The sequence below is a fragment of the Streptomyces sp. SDr-06 genome (genome assembly GCF_003324565.1).
GTDB lineage: Bacteria > Actinomycetota > Actinomycetes > Streptomycetales > Streptomycetaceae > Streptomyces.
In genome coordinates, this window is the sequence record NZ_QOLA01000005.1 from 304,448 (window position 1) to 318,382 (window position 13,935).

Below are 13,935 nucleotides of genomic sequence, written 5' to 3' on the forward strand. Positions count from 1 at the left end.
CGCTTACTCCACCGTCACGGACTTGGCGAGGTTGCGCGGCTGGTCGACCTCGTTGCCCCGCGCCGTGGCCAGCTCGCACGCGAAGACCTGGAGCGGCACGGTCGCCACGAGCGGCTGGAGCAGCGTGGGCGTGACCGGGATGCGGATGAGGTGGTCGGCGTACGGCACCACCGCCTCGTCCCCCTGCTCCGCGATCACGATGGTCCGCGCCCCCCGGGCCCGGATCTCCTGGATGTTCGACACGATCTTGTCGTGCAGAACGGAACGCCCGCGCGGCGACGGGACGACCACGACCACCGGCAGGTCCTCCTCGATCAACGCGATCGGCCCGTGCTTGAGCTCGCCCGCCGCGAACCCCTCGGCGTGCATGTACGCCAGCTCCTTGAGCTTGAGCGCGCCTTCGAGGGCGACCGGGTAGCCCACGTGCCGGCCGAGGAAGAGCACGGTGTTCTTGTCGGCGAGCGAGCGCGCCAACTCCCGTACGGGCTCCATGGTTTCGAGGACCTGGTCCACCTCGCAGGCGATCGCGGCGAGGTCGCGGACGACGGCCCGGACCTCGTCGCCCCACTTGGTCCCGCGCACCTGGCCGAGGTACAGCGCGACGAGGTAGCAGGCCACCAGCTGGGTGAGGAAGGCCTTCGTCGAGGCGACGGCGACCTCGGGACCCGCGTGCGTGTACAGGACGGCGTCGGATTCGCGCGGGATCGTGGAGCCGTTGGTGTTGCAGATCGCCAGCACCTTCGCCCCCTGCTCGCGGGCGTGCCGCAGCGCCATCAGGGTGTCCATGGTCTCGCCGGACTGCGAGATGGCGATGACGAGCGTGCGCTGGTCGAGGATCGGGTCCCGGTAGCGGAACTCACTGGCCAGCTCCGTCTCGCAGGGAATCCTGGTCCAGTGCTCGATCGCGAGCTTGGCGATCATGCCCGCGTGGTACGCCGTACCGCACGCCACCACGACGACCTTGTCGACCTCGCGGAGCACCGAGTCGGGGATGCGCAGCTCGTCCAGGGTCAGCGAGCCCGCCGCGTCGATCCGGCCGAGCAGCGTGTCGGCGACGGCCTTGGGCTGCTCGGCGATCTCCTTGAGCATGAAGTAGTCGTAGCCGCCCTTCTCGGCGGCGGAGGCGTCCCAGTCGACGTGGTAGGCCCGGGTCTCGGCGGGCGCCCCGTCGAAGTCGGTGACGGTGACGCCGTCGCGGCGCAGCTCGACGACCTGGTCCTGGCCGAGTTCGATCGCCGAGCGGGTGTGCGCGATGAACGCGGCGACGTCGGAGGCGAGGAAGGCCTCGCCCTCGCCCACGCCCACCACGAGCGGCGAGTTGCGCCGCGCGCCCACCACGACGTCCGGCTCGTCGGCGTGCACCGCGACCAGCGTGAACGCGCCTTCGAGCCGACGGCACACCTGCCGCATGGCCTCGGCCAGGTCCTCGACCGAGGAGTAGCACTCGGCGACCAGGTGCGCGACGACCTCGGTGTCCGTCTCGGAGTCCAGCTGGTGGCCGCGCTCGGCGAGCTCGGCCCGCAGCGCGGCGAAGTTCTCGATGATCCCGTTGTGCACGACCGCGACCCGCCCGGCGTTGTCCAGGTGCGGGTGCGCGTTCGCGTCGGTGGGCCCGCCGTGCGTGGCCCACCGGGTGTGCCCGATGCCGGTCGCCCCTGCGGGCAGCGGCGCCTCCAGGAGCGCCTTCTCCAGATTGACCAGCTTCCCGGCCTTCTTCGCCGCGGCCAGCCCGCCGTCCGCGAGGACCGCGACGCCCGCCGAGTCGTAGCCGCGGTACTCCAGCCGCTTCAGCCCCGCCACCACGACGTCCAGCGCCGACTGCCCGCCCACATAACCCACGATTCCGCACATGGCGGCAGCCTACGACCGAGACCCCCCGTTCCCGGGACACCCGGCGCCCGGTCCGTCCCTTCGTCCGGATTTCGTGCTGTGCGCCACGTGACCCACCCCACCCCCCACGCACGTCATACAGCCGCAACAATGGAGTCGTGATCACTTCGCCGCCACGGAGCGCCCACCGCAAGCCGGAGGCGACTCCCTACGTGGACCTGACGCGCGCAGAGTGGAGCGCCCTGCGCGACAAGACGCCGTTGCCGCTCACCGCCGAGGAGGTCGAGCGGCTGCGCGGGCTCGGGGACGTCATCGACCTCGACGAAGTGCGCGACATCTACCTGCCGCTGTCCCGGCTCCTGAACCTGTACGTGGAGGCCACCGCCCAGCTGCGCGGCACCCTCAACACGTTCCTGGGCGACGCGGGCAACGGCCACGGCACCCAGCGCGGCACCCCGTTCGTCATAGGGGTCGCGGGCTCCGTGGCGGTCGGCAAGTCGACGGTGGCCCGACTGCTCCAGGCGCTGCTGGCCCGCTGGCCCGAGCACCCCCGGGTCGAACTGGTCACCACCGACGGCTTCCTGTACCCGATGGCCGAGCTCCAGCGCCGCGGCCTGATGTCGCGCAAGGGCTTCCCCGAGTCGTACGACCGGCGCGCCCTGACCCGGTTCGTCGCGGACATCAAGGCGGGCAAGGACGAGGTCAGCGCGCCCGTCTACTCCCACCTGATCTACGACATCGTCCCGGACGAGCGGCTCGTGGTGCGCCGCCCGGACATCCTGATCGTGGAGGGCCTCAACGTCCTGCAACCCGCGCTGCCGGGCCAGGACGGCCGCACCCGGGTCGGCCTCGCGGACTACTTCGACTTCAGCGTGTACGTGGACGCGCGGACCGAGGACATCGAGACCTGGTACCTCAACCGCTTCCGCAAGCTGCGCGAGACGGCCTTCCAGAACCCGTTCTCGTACTTCCGCAAGTACACCCAGGTGTCCGAGGAGGAGGCGCTCGACTACGCCCGGACGACCTGGCGGACCATCAACCGGCCCAACCTGGTGGAGAACGTGGCCCCCACGCGCGGCCGGGCCACCCTGGTCGTGCGCAAGGGGCCCGACCACAAGATCCAGAAGATCTCCCTGCGCAAGCTCTGACAGGGCCCCGCACACACACGCGGCCCGCCCGGAAGGTTCTCCGGGCGGGCCGCGCGAGCGTCGACCGCCTTAACCGAGCGCCGACTTGACGACATCGGCGAGGCGGCCCGCCACCGAGCGGGCCTGCTCGATGTCGGCGGCCTCGACCATGACGCGGACCAGCGGCTCGGTCCCCGAGGGGCGCAGCAGCACCCGGCCGGTGGCGCCCAGCTCGCGCTCGGCCTCGGCGACCGCGGCGCCCAGCTCGGCGGAGGTGGAGACGCGGGACTTGTCGACGTCGGGGACGTTGACCAGCACCTGCGGCAGGCGCTCCATGACCCCGGCGAGGTCGGCGAGCGTGCGGCGGGTGGCGGCCACCCGGGCGGCCAGCATCAGGCCGGTCAGCGTGCCGTCGCCGGTGGTCGCGTGATCCAGGATGATCACGTGGCCGGACTGCTCGCCGCCGAGCGCGTAGCCGTGCTCCTTCATCGACTCCAGGACGTAGCGGTCGCCGACCGCGGTCTGGACGAGCTGGATGCCCTCGCCCTCCATGGCGAGCTTGAAGCCCAGGTTGGACATCACGGTGCCGACGACGGTGTTGCCGCGCAGCGTGCCCGCCTCGCGCATGGCGAGGGCCAGGACCGCGAGGATCTGGTCGCCGTCGACCTCGTTGCCCGCGCCGTCCACGGCCAGGCAGCGGTCGGCGTCGCCGTCGTGCGCGATGCCGAGGTCGGCGCCGTGCTCGACGACGGCCGCCTTCAGCAGGTCGAGGTGGGTCGAGCCGCAGCCGTCGTTGATGTTGAGCCCGTCCGGCTCGGCACCGATCGTGACGACCTCGGCGCCGGCCCGCGCGAACGCCTCCGGCGAGACCCGGGCGGCCGCGCCGTGCGCCTCGTCCAGGACGACCTTCAGCCCGTCGAGGCGGTTGGGCAGCACCCCGATGAGGTGGGCCACGTACCGGTCGAAGCCCTCGTCGTACGTCCGGACCCGGCCCACGCCGGCCCCGGTCGGGCGCTCCCAGGGCTCACCCGTGCGGTGCTGCTCGTAGATCGACTCGATGCGGTCCTCCAGCTCGTCGGCGAGCTTGTGGCCGCCGCGCGCGAAGAACTTGACACCGTTGTCCGGCATGGCGTTGTGGCTGGCCGAGAGCATCACACCGAGGTCGGCGCCCAGCACACCGGTGAGGTACGCCACCGCGGGGGTGGGCAGCACACCGACCCGCAGGACGTCCACGCCCGCGCTCGCGAGGCCCGCGACGACCGCGGCCTCCAGGAACTCTCCCGACGCCCGGGGGTCCCGCCCGACCACCGCGGTCGGCCGATGGCCCTCGAAGGTCCCCGCCTCGGCGAGCACGTGTGCCGCCGCGACCGACAGGCCGAGCGCGAGCTCCGCCGTCAGATCCGAATTGGCGACGCCGCGCACGCCGTCCGTGCCGAAGAGTCGTCCCACGTCTGTCCTCCGAAAACCTCAAAGTGCGGGGTAGATAGACGAACGCCCCGGCAGCACCGAGAGTGCTGCCGGGGCGAACGAGAGCCGTAGTGGCAGGCGCGGATTTAGCGCTTGCTGTACTGCGGGGCCTTGCGGGCCTTCTTGAGACCGGCCTTCTTGCGCTCGACCGCACGGTCGTCGCGGGAGAGGAAGCCGGCCTTCTTGAGGGCGCCGCGGTTGTTGTCCACGTCAGCCTCGTTCAGCGCACGGGCCACGCCGAGGCGCAGGGCGCCGGCCTGACCGGACACGCCGCCACCCGAGATGCGGGCGATGACGTCGTAGCGGTTGTCGAGCTCGAGCACCTTGAAGGGCTCGTTGACTTCCTGCTGGTGGACCTTGTTCGGGAAGTAGTCCTCGAGCGTACGCCCGTTGATCTTCCACTTGCCGGTGCCCGGGACGATCCGGACGCGGGCGATGGCGTTCTTGCGACGACCCAGGCCGGCGGCCGGCTGCGGGTCCCCGAAGCGGGAGGCCATCGACTCGGAGGTGTACTCGCCCTCGACGGGCACCTCGGACTCGAAGGTGGTCACTTCGGCGTAGGTCTCGTCGCCCTCGAGCGGGGTCTCGACGGTGGTCTCGGCCACGATTCTCCTCAGATTTCTTTACGTCTTAGGGGGTGGCCGGAACTACTGCGCGACCTGGGTGATCTCGAACGGCACCGGCTGCTGGGCAGCGTGGGGGTGCTGGTCGCCCGAGTAGACCTTCAGCTTCGAGAGCATCTGACGGCCCAGGGTGTTCTTGGGGATCATGCCCTTGATGGCCTTCTCGACGGCCTTCTCCGGGTTGTTCGCCAGGAGGTCGTCGTAGCGCACCGAGCGGAGACCGCCCGGGTAGCCGGAGTGGCGGTAGGCCATCTTCTGGGTCTTCTTGTTGCCGGACAGGTGAACCTTGTCGGCGTTGATGATGATGACGAAGTCACCCATGTCCATGTGGGGCGCATACACGGGCTTGTGCTTGCCCCGGAGGAGGTTCGCGGCGGTGGTCGCCAGACGACCCAGGACGACGTCCCGGGCATCAATGACGTGCCACTGGCGAGTGATGTCGCCGGGCTTGGGGCTGTACGTACGCACTTCGTAGCCTTCGCTTCTTAGTGGATGGGGTCCAAACACACTGCACCCTGAAGCGATCATGCAGCTGGGGCTCACAATGCCGGGGACGCTGCCCGTATGCGAGCCACTGGTAACTGCTCCAGGAAACTTACGTAAGGGCCCATCGCGTGAGAACGACCAAGCCAATACGCATAACAAACCAGAAGAATACCCGGGCGCCCCCGAGCGGGTCAAAACGGCCCGGGGGCATCCTGGCCGCTTCCGGCCCTATCGGGGTCTGAGCTGGGCAAACGCCTAGCGCGCACGCTCCACGCGGCGCTCGTCCCACACCGGCTCCGGCGTCTCACGCACCACCCCGTCCGAACCGAAGACCAGATAGCGGTCGAACGACTTCGAGAACCAGCGGTCGTGGGTGACCGCGAGCACCGTGCCGTCGTACGACTCCAGACCGTCCTGCAATGCCTCCGCCGACTCCAGGTCGAGGTTGTCCGTCGGCTCGTCGAGCAGCAGCGCCGTGGTGCCGGCCAGCTCCAGGAGCAGGATCTGGAAGCGGGCCTGCTGGCCGCCCGACAGCTTCTCGAAGGGCTGGTCCCCCTGCCGCTCCAGCTCGTAGCGGCGCAGCACCCCCATCGCCGCCCCGCGGTCCTTGGCGTGCTCGCTCCACAGGATGTCGACGAGCGTGCGCCCGAGCAGCTCGGGGTGGGCGTGGGTCTGCGCGAAGTGCCCGGGAACGACACGCGCCCCCAGCTTCCAGTTCCCGGTGTACGCCACCGACGGGTCCCCCGCCAGCAGCCGCAGGAAGTGCGACTTCCCGGAGCCGTTGGAGCCGAGGACCGCGACCCGCTCGCCGTAGAAGACCTCCAGCGAGAACGGCTTCATCAGCCCGGTGAGCTCAAGGTTCTCGCAGGTCAGAGCGCGCACCCCGGTACGGCCGCCGCGCAGCCGCATGGTGATCTCCTGCTCGCGCGGCGGCTCCGGCGGCGGGCCCGCCTCCTCGAACCGCTTGAAGCGGGTCTGCATCGCGTGGTAGCGCGACGCCATGTCCGGGCTGCTCGCCGCCTGGTTGCGCAGCCGCAGCACCAGCGCCTTCAGCCGCGCGTGCTCCTCGTCCCAGCGCCGCTTGAGCTCCTCGAACCGCGCGAACCGCTCCCGGCGGGCGTCATGGTAGGTGGAGAACCCGCCGCCGTGCACCCACACGTCCGTCCCCGCCGGGCTCGGCTCCAGGCTCACGATCCGCTCGGCGGCCCGCGAGAGCAGCTCCCGGTCGTGCGAGACGAACAGGACGGTCTTGCGGGTCTCGCGCAGCCGCTCCTCCAGCCAGCGCTTGCCCGGCACGTCCAGATAGTTGTCCGGCTCGTCCAGGAGCAGCACCTCGTCGGGCCCGCGCAGCAGCGCCTCGAGGACCAGGCGCTTCTGCTCGCCCCCGCTGAGCGTGCGCACCTCGCGGAACTGGGCCTTGTCGTACGGCATGCCGAGCGCGGCCATCGTGCACATGTCCCAGACCGTCTCGGCCTCGTAGCCGTGCGCCTCGGCCCAGTCGCTGAGCGCCTGCGCGTACTTCATCTGCGCGGCCTCGTCGTCCACCGTCATGATCAGGTGCTCGGCCGCGTCCACCTCGGCCGCCGCCTTCCTGATCCGCGGCTGCGCGACGGAGACCAGCAGGTCGCGCACGGTCCGCTCGTCGCGCACCGAACCGACGAACTGCGGCATCACCCCGAGCCCGCCGCTCACCGACACCGAGCCGCCATGCGGCTGGAGCTCACCGGAGATCATGCGAAGGAGCGTCGTCTTTCCGGCCCCGTTGGCGCCGACCAGGGCCACCACCGAGCCCTCCGCCACCCGGAACGAAGCGTCGCCGAGCAGCACCCGCCCGTCCGGCAGGTAGTACTCCAGGTGTGCAGCCTCAAGATGTCCCATGGGCGGATTGTCACCCAGGCCGTGCCCCCCTGAACAATCGAATTAGGATGCGCGGCATGAGCTTTGGGCATGGGGGACCCGGGTGGGGCCCGGGGGATCAGCAGACACCCGACTGGGCGGCGCTCGCCGACCAGTCGGCCGCGCGCAGCAGACGCAGGAAATGGCTGTTCCTGGGGGGCGGCGCGGTGGCGACGGCGGCGGTCGTCGCGGTCGTGGCCACCGTGATCGTCAACGCGGGCTCCTCGGACGACGGCAAGTCCGCCGACCAGTTGCCCTCTCCCCAGGCGCTGCCCAGCAGCAGCGCGCGGCCGCAGCCGTCGTTCTCCCAGGTGGCCCCGCCGCCCCCGCCCAACCCGTACGACTACGTCTCCAGCGCGAAGAAGGACACGGCCCCGCTCGGCGCCGACACCCTCTTCCCCGGCAAGAGCCTGACGCTGGGCAGCGGCGTCTACGCCAAGGGCCCCACCGACCAGGTCACCGACTGCTCCTCGGTCACCCAGGGCTCGCTCGGCTCGGCCCTGAGCGGCAACGGCTGCCGCCAGGTCATCCGGGCCACCTTCACCAAGGACGGGATCGCGGTCACGGTGGGGGTCGCCGTCTTCGACACCGACACCGCGGCGAAGAAGGCGAAGGACCAGGCCTCCGGCGGCATCGCCTCGCTGTCCGGCGCGGGCGTGGACACCTTCTGCCGGGGCGGCTCGGTCTGCCGCAGCACCACCAACTCCTATGGCCGCTACGCCTACTTCACGACCGGCGGCTTCGCCAACGGCAAGAACGTGACCAAGGGCGACGGAGCCGTCTTCTCGGCGGGCGACGACCTCGCCAAGTTCACCTTCGACCAGATCGTCGCCCGCGGCCGCAACCAGGCCTCAGCAGCAGCCGCCCGGCCCGCCGGCTGAACTCCCGGGCAGCGTCCGCATGTTGCGCGCCTCCTTGCTGCGCGCGGCCAGCAACTCGTCGGCGGGGTAACCGACTTCCTCCAGGGTGAGGCCGTGCGGCTTCACCACGTGCACGGAGGAGTCGCGCACCGCCGCCGCGAGCACCTTCCCGGGCCACTCCGGGCCCCGGTGCCCGTCGCCCACGTGCAGCAGCGCCCCGACCAGTGAGCGCACCATGTTGTGGCAGAAGGCGTCCGCGCGCACGGTCGCGGTGACGATCCCGTCGTCGCCGCGCACCCAGGACAGTTCCTGGAGCGTGCGGATGGTGGTGGCGCCCTCGCGCTTCTTGCAGTACGCCGCGAAGTCGTGCTCGCCGAGCAGGGCGGCGGAGGCCGCGTTCATGGCCTCGACGTCCAACTCCCAGTCGTGCCACAGCACATGACCGCGCAACAGCGGGTCCACACCGCCCACATGGTCGGTCACCCGGTACGCGTACCGCCGCCAGATCGCCGAGAACCGCGCGTTGAAGCCGCTCGGGGCCTCCTCGATCCGCCAGATCCGCACGTCGTGCGGCAGCCGCCCGGCCATGCGCCGCAGCAGCTTCTCGCGGTGCTCGGCCCACACCGCCTCGGGCAGGTCGACGTGCGCGACCTGACCGCGCGCGTGCACCCCGGCGTCCGTGCGCCCGGCGACCGTCAGGTCGAAGTTCACGTCCGACCGCGTCACCGTGCGCAGCGCGTCCTCGATCTCGCCCTGCACCGTCCGGCGCCCCAGCGGCTGCCGGGCCCAGCCGGAGAAGTCCTTGCCGTCGTACGACAGATCGAGCCGCACCCGGACGAGGCCGGGCTCCACCTCATCACTCACGTAACAGATCCTCTCAAAGCATCCACACAGCAGAACGGGCCCGCCCCCCGAAGGGAACGGGCCCGTTCACCAGCCTTCAGAACGCTTACGCGTCCTTCGCCTCGTCGGCCGGCTTGGCGTCCTCGACGACCTCGGCCTCAGCAGCCTTGGCGTCGGACTCCTTGACGGCGCGCACGGTGGCGGCCTCGGCCTCGGCGACGGTCGCCTTCTTGGCGATCTCGCCCTCGACCAGCTCGATCACGGCCATCGGAGCGTTGTCACCACGGCGGTTGCCGATCTTGGTGATACGGGTGTAGCCACCCGGACGCTCCTCGTAGCGGGGCGCGATCTCGGTGAAGAGGGTGTGGACGATGCCCTTGTCGGTGATCGTCTGCAGCACCAGGCGACGGTTGTGGATGTCGCCCTTCTTCGCCTTGGTGATCAGGCGCTCGGCGACCGGACGCAGGCGGCGGGCCTTGGCCTCGGTCGTCGTGATGCGGCCGTGCTCGAAGAGCGACTTCGCCAGGTTGGCGAGGAGCAGCTTCTCGTGCGCGGCGCCGCCGCCGAGACGAGCACCCTTTGCGGGACGCGGCATGGTGTTTCTCCTTGATGTCTGCCCCGGCCGTATCAGGTACCGGGGTCAGTGTCCGAGCAGGGCGGTCGCCCGTCGGAGATCCGGGAGCTGCCCCGAAGGGGCGCTTCCGGAAGGGGCGCGGGGAACTGCGCGATCAAGCACAGAGCACCCGCACCCAAGAACGGACCGGATGGCCCGAGCTCTTAGTACTGCTCGGTCTCCACGAACCCGGCATCCGCGTCGTCGTCCGCGCCGAACGCATCGGCCGCGGCGGTCGGGTCGAAGCCGGGAGGCGAGTCCTTCAGGGCGAGGCCCATACCGGCCAGCTTCGCCTTGACCTCGTCGATCGACTTCGCACCGAAGTTGCGGATGTCGAGCAGGTCGGCCTCGGAGCGCGCCACGAGCTCACCCACGGAGTGGATGCCCTCACGCTTGAGGCAGTTGTACGACCGAACGGTGAGCTCAAGCTCCTCGATCGGCAGCGCCAGGTCGGCAGCGAGGGCGGCGTCCGTGGGGGACGGGCCCATGTCGATGCCCTCGGCGTCGATGTTGAGCTCGCGCGCCAGACCGAACAGCTCGACCAGGGTCTTACCGGCCGACGCCATGGCGTCACGGGGACGCATGGCCTGCTTGGTCTCGACGTCGACGATCAGCTTGTCGAAGTCGGTGCGCTGCTCGACACGGGTCGCCTCGACCTTGTACGTGACCTTGAGCACCGGGGAGTAGATGGAGTCGACCGGGATGCGGCCGATCTCCTGGCCCAGCTGCTTGTTCTGCACGGCGGAGACGTAGCCGCGACCGCGCTCGACGGTCAGCTCCATCTCCAGCTTGCCCTTGCCGTTGAGCGTGGCGAGCACCAGGTCGGGGTTGTGCACCTCGACACCGGCCGGCGGGGCGATGTCAGCAGCGGTGACCAGGCCGGGACCCTGCTTGCGCAGGTACATCACGACCGGCTCGTCGTGCTCCGAGGAGACGACCAGCTGCTTGATGTTCAGGATGAGGTCGGTGACGTCCTCCTTGACGCCCGGCACGGTGGTGAACTCGTGCAGGACACCGTCGATCCGGATGCTGGTGACAGCGGCACCGGGGATCGAGGAGAGGAGCGTACGACGCAGGGAGTTGCCGAGCGTGTAGCCGAAGCCGGGCTCCAGGGGCTCGATGACGAACCGCGAGCGGTACTCGTCAACGACCTCTTCGGTCAGCGAAGGGCGCTGAGCGATAAGCATGGGGAGATCCTTCAGTCATGGGCACCCACTATTTGATGCCCTGCTGGGTACTGCGTACTGCAAGGGTACGGGCGGCACGGCCCGAATGAGCCGTACCGCCCGATCCTTCAAGGCAATCCTCGAAGCAGCCGTGCGTCAGACGCGGCGGCGCTTCGGGGGACGGCAGCCGTACTGCGATGTCCCGGGGGATAACCCCCGGACCCCCAGCCGACTGCCGAGCCGACACCAGGCCGTGCGTCAGACGCGGCGGCGCTTCGGGGGACGGCAGCCGTTGTGCGGCGTCGGGGTGACGTCCTGGATCGAGCCGACCTCGAGGCCAGTGGCCTGGAGGGAGCGGATCGCGGTCTCGCGACCGGAGCCCGGGCCCTTGACGAAGACGTCAACCTTGCGCATGCCGTGCTCCTGCGCGCGGCGGGCGGCCGACTCGGCGGCCATCTGCGCGGCGAACGGAGTCGACTTGCGGGAGCCCTTGAAGCCGACGTGGCCGGCGGACGCCCAGGAGATCACGTTGCCCGAGGGGTCCGTGATCGAGACGATGGTGTTGTTGAACGTGCTCTTGATGTGCGCGTGGCCGTGAGCGACGTTCTTCTTTTCCTTGCGGCGCACCTTCTTGGCAGCGCCCTGACGACCCTTGGGGGGCATGTCTTACTCCAGCTGGAGAGGGGAGGTGATCGGTCCTACAGCGAAGACCGCTGAAAAGCGTCCGCTGTGGACTACTTCTTGCCCGGCTTCTTCTTACCGGCGATGGCGCGACGCGGGCCCTTGCGGGTACGAGCGTTCGTGCTGGTGCGCTGACCGTGGACCGGCAGACCACGACGGTGGCGCAGACCCTGGTAGCAGCCGATCTCGACCTTGCGGCGGATGTCGGCGGCAACCTCACGGCGAAGGTCACCCTCGGTGCGGAGGTTGGCGTCCACGTACTCGCGGATCTTGACCAGGTCCTCTTCGGCCAGGTCACGAACGCGGGTGTTCGGGTTCACGCCGGTCGAGGCGAGGATCTCCTTGGACCGGGTGCGCCCGATACCGAAGACGTAGGTGAGTGCGATCTCCACACGCTTTTCGCGCGGGATGTCAACACCGGAAACGCGTGCCATTTACTGGCTCCAGTTGTTTTCGGGGGTCTTCCGCAGCACCGCTCCCGACCGCCGTACTAGGTACGTTTCGGGTCCCCGGCCCCCGCCGGAGGTGTCACCAGCCGGGGAAACCGGCCAGGTGGATGCTGCGTATGTACGTTTTGCTCGCGTCGCGGGAAGAACTGCGAAGTGCAGGTCGGTCGGCGTGCGTCAGCCCTGGCGCTGCTTGTGGCGCAGGTTGTCGCAGATGACCATGACCCGGCCGTGACGGCGGATCACCTTGCACTTGTCGCAGATCTTCTTGACGCTCGGCTTGACCTTCATGGGATGTCAGGTTCTCCGGGTCAGTGCCACCACCGCCGGAACGGCGGCGTGGGCAAGATCTACTTGTACCGGTAGACGATCCGGCCACGCGTCAGGTCGTAGGGAGAAAGCTCCACCACGACCCGGTCATCCGGGAGGATACGGATGTAGTGCATCCGCATCTTGCCGCTGATGTGCGCGAGGACCTTGTGACCGTTCTGGAGTTCCACCTTGAACATGGCGTTCGGGAGGGACTCGATCACGGTGCCCTCGATTTCGATGGCACCTTGCTTCTTGGCCACGCTTCGCCTTTCGAATCGGCTACCTTGATCGACTCCCGCAGCCGTGTGTGGACACACGGGTACACGAGAGCCGACGCATCAGTCTACGTCAGGGCACTCGAAAAGACGAATCAGATGAGTTTGCCCCAACGCGGAGATCGTTACGCCAGGGGGTCCGGCCCCCGGCTCCGCACGGGCGCGGGGCCTCAGCCCAGCGGGTCCGGTGCGGTGGTGACGCCGTACTCCGCCAGCTTCGCCTTGCCGCAGTCCGGCATCGTCAGGACCAGCGGACCGTTCTCGGTCAGGGCCACGGAGTGCTCCCAGTGCGAGGACCAGGAACCGTCCGTCGTGATGACCGTCCAGTCGTCCTCGAGGACCTCGGTGCGGGGGGTGCCGAGCGAGACCATCGGCTCGATCGCCAGGCAGAAGCCCGGGATCAGCTTCGGGTTGTGGCGGCCCAGCATGCGGCGCTTGTCGACGTAGTTCAGCAGGTGCGGGTCCATGTGCATCTCGGACCCGATGCCGTGGCCCCCGTAGTCCTCGACGATGCCGTACTTGCCGGTCGAGGGGCGCGGCTGGCGGCGGATGTAGGACTCGATCGCGCGCGAGACGTCGATGAGCTTGTTGCCCTTCTTCACCGCGGCGATACCGGCCCACATCGACTCCTCGGTCACCCGGGAGAGCTCGACCAGCTCGGGCGCGTGCCCGCTGCCCACGAACGCGGTGTACGCGGCGTCGCCGTGCCAGCCGTCGATGATCGCGCCGGCGTCGATCGAGATGATGTCGCCGTCCTTGAGGACGGTCTTGTCGTCCGGGATGCCGTGCACGACGACCTCGTTGACCGAGGTGCAGATCGTCGCGGGGAAACCGCCGTACCCCAGGAAGTTCGACTTGGCACCGTGCTCGGCGATCACCTTGCGGGCCACCTCGTCCAGGTCCTTCGTCGTGGACCCGGGCACCGCGGCCTCGCGGGTGGCGGCGTGGATCGCGGCGACGACCAGCCCCGCCTCGCGCATCTTCGCGATCTGCTCGGGGGTCTTGATCTCCACCATGTGCGGCTCACGCCTTTCTGGACGGCTACGGGTCACCCCCAACGATAAGGCTTCCCGCCCAAGCCCCGGGGCCTCGGTCTTCGGGTCCGGCCCGTACGTGGCCGACCGTGCGGCGTCGCGCACCCCCAGCCCGCTCAGGCCCTGCGGACCGTGCTCGCTCCTCGCGCAGTTCCCCGCGCCCCTGGCAGTGCTGGTGCTGGCCAGCATGCGCATCCTCAGCCCGTCATGGGGGTCCCCCCTGGCCCTCAAGGCCTTGGGGGAGATTGAGGACGAGCGCCCTTGAGGCGCGAACGG

At 69.5% G+C, this 13,935-nt stretch carries 15 protein-coding genes; 2 read left to right on the forward strand and 13 right to left on the reverse strand.

Translation table 11 applies throughout. The annotated features are described in order from the left end of the window. Positions 1–3: 3 nt before the first annotated feature. Positions 4–1,851: a glutamine--fructose-6-phosphate transaminase (isomerizing) gene (glmS, locus tag DT019_RS14360; protein ID WP_114037172.1), complete on the reverse strand. Its 1,848-nt coding sequence runs from the start codon at positions 1,849–1,851 to the stop codon at positions 4–6. Positions 1,852–1,988: 137 nt separating this feature from the next. On the opposite strand from glmS, the gene coaA reads away from it, so the two are divergent. Next, positions 1,989–2,978 carry a type I pantothenate kinase gene (coaA, locus tag DT019_RS14365; protein ID WP_114037173.1) on the forward strand — a complete coding sequence of 330 codons (990 nt, stop codon included), beginning with the start codon at positions 1,989–1,991 and terminating at the stop codon, positions 2,976–2,978. A gap of 69 nt (positions 2,979–3,047) precedes the next feature. Here coaA and glmM read toward each other — a convergent pair whose 3' ends face one another. The 4 genes from glmM to DT019_RS14385 all read right to left on the reverse strand — a co-directional run bounded on the left by glmM (position 3,048) and on the right by DT019_RS14385 (position 7,411). Continuing rightward, positions 3,048–4,406, reverse strand: coding sequence for a phosphoglucosamine mutase (glmM, locus tag DT019_RS14370; RefSeq protein ID WP_114037174.1), 1,359 nt, complete (start codon positions 4,404–4,406; stop codon positions 3,048–3,050). Positions 4,407–4,510: 104 nt separating this feature from the next. Beyond that, positions 4,511–5,029, reverse strand: coding sequence for a 30S ribosomal protein S9 (gene rpsI / locus DT019_RS14375; RefSeq protein WP_053727626.1), 519 nt, complete (start codon positions 5,027–5,029; stop codon positions 4,511–4,513). A gap of 42 nt (positions 5,030–5,071) precedes the next feature. Beyond that, positions 5,072–5,515 carry a 50S ribosomal protein L13 gene (rplM, locus tag DT019_RS14380; protein WP_053727625.1) on the reverse strand — a complete coding sequence of 148 codons (444 nt, stop codon included), beginning with the start codon at positions 5,513–5,515 and terminating at the stop codon, positions 5,072–5,074. Between the two features lie 273 nt (positions 5,516–5,788). Then, the gene (locus DT019_RS14385) at positions 5,789–7,411 is read right to left on the reverse strand and encodes an ABC-F family ATP-binding cassette domain-containing protein (RefSeq protein ID WP_114037175.1); all 1,623 of its coding nucleotides are present in this window, start codon (positions 7,409–7,411) and stop codon (positions 5,789–5,791) included. A 56-nt stretch (positions 7,412–7,467) separates the two neighbouring features. Between DT019_RS14385 and DT019_RS14390 the strand changes: the two genes are divergently transcribed. After that, positions 7,468–8,310: a hypothetical protein gene (locus DT019_RS14390; RefSeq protein ID WP_114037176.1), complete on the forward strand. Its 843-nt coding sequence runs from the start codon at positions 7,468–7,470 to the stop codon at positions 8,308–8,310. Here DT019_RS14390 and truA read toward each other — a convergent pair. The 8 genes from truA to map form a co-directional block, all read right to left on the reverse strand. Beyond that, positions 8,281–9,153, reverse strand: a complete 873-nt coding sequence (gene truA / locus DT019_RS14395; RefSeq protein ID WP_114037177.1) for a tRNA pseudouridine(38-40) synthase TruA — start codon at positions 9,151–9,153, stop codon at positions 8,281–8,283. The two genes, DT019_RS14390 and truA, sit on opposite strands and share 30 nt — an antisense overlap. Before the next feature lie 85 nt (positions 9,154–9,238). Next, the gene (gene rplQ / locus DT019_RS14400; RefSeq protein ID WP_114037178.1) at positions 9,239–9,727 is read right to left on the reverse strand and encodes a 50S ribosomal protein L17; all 489 of its coding nucleotides are present in this window, start codon (positions 9,725–9,727) and stop codon (positions 9,239–9,241) included. 182 nt (positions 9,728–9,909) lie between these two features. After that, positions 9,910–10,932, reverse strand: coding sequence for a DNA-directed RNA polymerase subunit alpha (locus tag DT019_RS14405; protein ID WP_010473911.1), 1,023 nt, complete (start codon positions 10,930–10,932; stop codon positions 9,910–9,912). Between the two features lie 237 nt (positions 10,933–11,169). After that, complete coding sequence (gene rpsK / locus DT019_RS14410; RefSeq protein WP_003956432.1) at positions 11,170–11,574, reverse strand: 30S ribosomal protein S11; 405 nt, start codon at positions 11,572–11,574, stop codon at positions 11,170–11,172. Positions 11,575–11,645: 71 nt separating this feature from the next. Next, a complete protein-coding gene (rpsM, locus tag DT019_RS14415) occupies positions 11,646–12,026 on the reverse strand; it encodes a 30S ribosomal protein S13 (RefSeq protein WP_053727621.1) in 381 nt (126 codons plus the stop codon). Positions 12,027–12,215: 189 nt separating this feature from the next. Beyond that, complete coding sequence (gene rpmJ / locus DT019_RS14420) at positions 12,216–12,329, reverse strand: 50S ribosomal protein L36 (RefSeq protein ID WP_003956441.1); 114 nt, start codon at positions 12,327–12,329, stop codon at positions 12,216–12,218. A 59-nt stretch (positions 12,330–12,388) separates the two neighbouring features. Next, positions 12,389–12,610: a translation initiation factor IF-1 gene (gene infA, locus DT019_RS14425; RefSeq protein WP_003956442.1), complete on the reverse strand. Its 222-nt coding sequence runs from the start codon at positions 12,608–12,610 to the stop codon at positions 12,389–12,391. A 185-nt stretch (positions 12,611–12,795) separates the two neighbouring features. Next, a complete protein-coding gene (gene map, locus DT019_RS14430) occupies positions 12,796–13,641 on the reverse strand; it encodes a type I methionyl aminopeptidase (RefSeq protein ID WP_114037179.1) in 846 nt (281 codons plus the stop codon). Positions 13,642–13,935: the final 294 nt, after the last annotated feature.

Excerpts from the sequence above, each read along its gene's own strand:
- map (WP_114037179.1), bottom strand. The coding sequence starts at position 13,641 with ATGGTGGAGATCAAGACCCCCGAGCAGATCGCGAAGATGCGCGAGGCG.
- DT019_RS14385 (WP_114037175.1), bottom strand. The coding sequence starts at position 7,411 with ATGGGACATCTTGAGGCTGCACACCTGGAGTACTACCTGCCGGACGGG.
- rplQ (WP_114037178.1), bottom strand. The coding sequence starts at position 9,727 with ATGCCGCGTCCCGCAAAGGGTGCTCGTCTCGGCGGCGGCGCCGCGCAC.
- DT019_RS14405 (WP_010473911.1), bottom strand. The coding sequence starts at position 10,932 with ATGCTTATCGCTCAGCGCCCTTCGCTGACCGAAGAGGTCGTTGACGAG.
- rpsK (WP_003956432.1), bottom strand. The coding sequence starts at position 11,574 with ATGCCCCCCAAGGGTCGTCAGGGCGCTGCCAAGAAGGTGCGCCGCAAG.
- rpmJ (WP_003956441.1), bottom strand. The coding sequence starts at position 12,329 with ATGAAGGTCAAGCCGAGCGTCAAGAAGATCTGCGACAAGTGCAAGGTG.
- rpsM (WP_053727621.1), bottom strand. The coding sequence starts at position 12,026 with ATGGCACGCGTTTCCGGTGTTGACATCCCGCGCGAAAAGCGTGTGGAG.
- DT019_RS14390 (WP_114037176.1), top strand. The coding sequence starts at position 7,468 with ATGAGCTTTGGGCATGGGGGACCCGGGTGGGGCCCGGGGGATCAGCAG.
- glmS (WP_114037172.1), bottom strand. The coding sequence starts at position 1,851 with ATGTGCGGAATCGTGGGTTATGTGGGCGGGCAGTCGGCGCTGGACGTC.